This is a genomic window from Capnocytophaga sp. oral taxon 863 str. F0517 (assembly GCF_000466425.1).
Lineage (GTDB): Bacteria > Bacteroidota > Bacteroidia > Flavobacteriales > Flavobacteriaceae > Capnocytophaga.
The window spans coordinates 1-1577 of the sequence record NZ_KE992096.1; the positions used below are offsets into that span (position 1 = coordinate 1).

At 26.2% G+C, this 1577-nt stretch carries 1 protein-coding gene; it reads left to right on the top strand.

Annotation, left to right across the window (positions count from 1 at the left end; all coding sequences use genetic code 11):
• On the top strand, nucleotides 1–1505 hold a 1505-nt coding region (locus HMPREF1551_RS02795; protein WP_021627512.1), incomplete at its 5' end, for a pentapeptide repeat-containing protein.
• Nucleotides 1506–1577: the final 72 nt, after the last annotated feature.

Sequence of the window (1577 nt, forward strand, 5' to 3'; positions counted from 1 at the left end):
AAAACTCTTTTATCGTTGATTTTAAGGGGGCTAAGCTTTATAATGTTACCTTCAATGAAGCTCAATTTAAAAGAACTGTCTCTTTTGAAAAGTTAGAAAATCCTACAGAAATAAAAAGTACTAAATTTGAAAGAGCAATTTTCTCCAAACAAGCAAATTTTCATAATGTTCTATTTTATGATGATATCTCCTTTCAAAATGCTATTTTTACAGGGAAAACCTATTTTTTTAATATAACATCAAAAAAAATATCTGAAGATACTACAAATGGTAAAGAAAAGGAGTTTACTTTTAAAAGAGCTAAATTTCAAAATAAAACATATTTTAGTGGTAATAATTATATAGAGTTAAATTTTTCAGAGGGAGAATTTGGGGTAAAGGATGAAGATATTACTATTTCGTTTAGTAATGCTAAGTTCTATGAAAATATTCGGTTTCATCATTGTGATTTTTACTCTAGTATTAATTTTGAAAATACAACTTTTGAGAAATTAGTTGATTTTTACTTGGCAATATTCCATAATGAGCAACAATTCTTAAGAACTGATTTTTTTGGAACTTGTATCTTCTCAGGGGTGACATTTGAAAAGGAAGTACAGTTCTTATATAATAAAGTGAAATCTGATAGCTATCTTAACTTTGAAAGTTCTATATTTAGTAGATGTATAGATATATCGAGAGCTAATTTTAGATGTACTATAAATTTCTGGAATATAAAGATAGAAGGAATTGAGAATATTCAAACCTATCAAAAATATATAGATGATTTTGGTAAATATCCTCGTGATAAAAAGAATATAACCCCTACTACATATTCAAAAATCCGTGAAACTTTTAGAATCATTAAAAGCAATTTTTATATGGAAAATAACAAAATAGAAGGTCTAAATATGTATAAAAATGAAATGAGTGTCTATCAAAGAGAACAATTTAGTTTATTGGGTTATAATAGATTAGATAAAATTTTGTATATTATAAGGCAGAATATAAAAATAAAATATATTTTCTTTTCAGTTTTTTTCATATTTTTCGGGTATTTTAATCTTAAAATGATTCTAAATAACGAAAGTAAATTTTTTATCATATATATACTTTTTTTTGCTCTTCCTATTTCCTTTATACTCTTGTTCTATATAAAAGACATAATTCTACTTCTTTTGAATAGGATTTCAAACAAATTTGGAACAGATTGGATTAGGGGAGTCTCTTTTATAGTAATAATGGGAGTTATAACTTCATATATTCTTTTAAAAAAAAGTTACAATTTTTGGTCATTTGAACCTTATAACCTGAAAGCATGGGAAGAATCTGTTGCTTTTTTCTTAAACGTTATAAATATTGTAGATATGAAACCTTTTGATAATGGTGTAAAAAGCGCTAATGGACTTATCCAACTAGTACAAGATAATGATTTCAACAATATTATTCTTTTTATTGGTCGTATCTTCATTGGATATGGTTATTATCAAACCATCCAGGCGTTTAGAAAATTTGGAAAATCATAAAAACACATGTAAACCAATATTTGCAGGAGGCAGGCTGGGAACAGGGTAAGAACTTCGGGGTCAATATAGGTT